Origin of the sequence: Frankia sp. AgKG'84/4 (genome assembly GCF_023242965.2) — a bacterium.
Classification (GTDB): Bacteria; Actinomycetota; Actinomycetes; order Frankiales; family Frankiaceae; genus Frankia.
Genome location: NZ_JALKFU020000644.1, coordinates 1 through 679, shown reverse-complemented (window position 1 = coordinate 679; position 679 = coordinate 1). Strand labels below are relative to the sequence as shown.

The 679-nt window shown below is 77.2% G+C and carries 1 protein-coding gene; it reads left to right on the top strand.

Annotated features, from left to right (window positions below):
• Positions 1-679: DUF7846 domain-containing protein (locus MXD58_RS24395; RefSeq protein ID WP_518478672.1), on the top strand; the 679-nt coding region annotated here is incomplete at both ends.

The window sequence follows — 679 nt, the reverse complement described above, 5'->3', positions numbered from 1 at the left end:
CTGCTCGTCGCGCTGGCCGGCGTCGGCCTGCTGGGCCGCGCCCGGCGCCGCGCGCGCCTGGCGCTGCTCGCGATGATCGCCGCGATCGGCGGCGGCTACCTGTTCTGGTGGGGTTCGGCGTTCGCCATGCCGGGACTGCGCGACGGGCTCGGCCCGCACTACCACCTGGGGGCGCTGAGCCCGGTGCTGATCCTCGCCGCCGCCGGCGCCCGCGGGCTGTGGACCGCGGCGGGTTCCCCGCGCCGGGTCGCGCTGGCACGACCGGTGGCCGCCGGCGTGCTGGTCGTCGTCGCGGTCGCGTTCACCGCCGGGTCGATCCCGCCGAAGCTGCGGACCCAGCACTGGGTGAACGACAACGACGCGCTGCTCGACGCCCTGCTGCCGGACCACCTGCGCGGCCCGTCCGTCGTCATCGTCACCCCCGCCACCCCGAGCCGGTACACCCAGGTGCCCTACCAGACGCTGCGCAACGGCCCGGATCCCCGCGCGAGGCTGCTCTACGCCGCCGACCTCGGCCCGCGCACGGCGACCCTGCCCGACCGGATGCCGGGCCGCGACCTCTACCGGCTGCGCCCGGAGGAGATCGTCGATCCGGCGGCGCCGGCGAGTTACCGCGGGTCGTTCACCGCCCTGCACCCGCTTGCCGCCCGCCGGGTCCAGCTGCTGGTCAGGGCCGCGC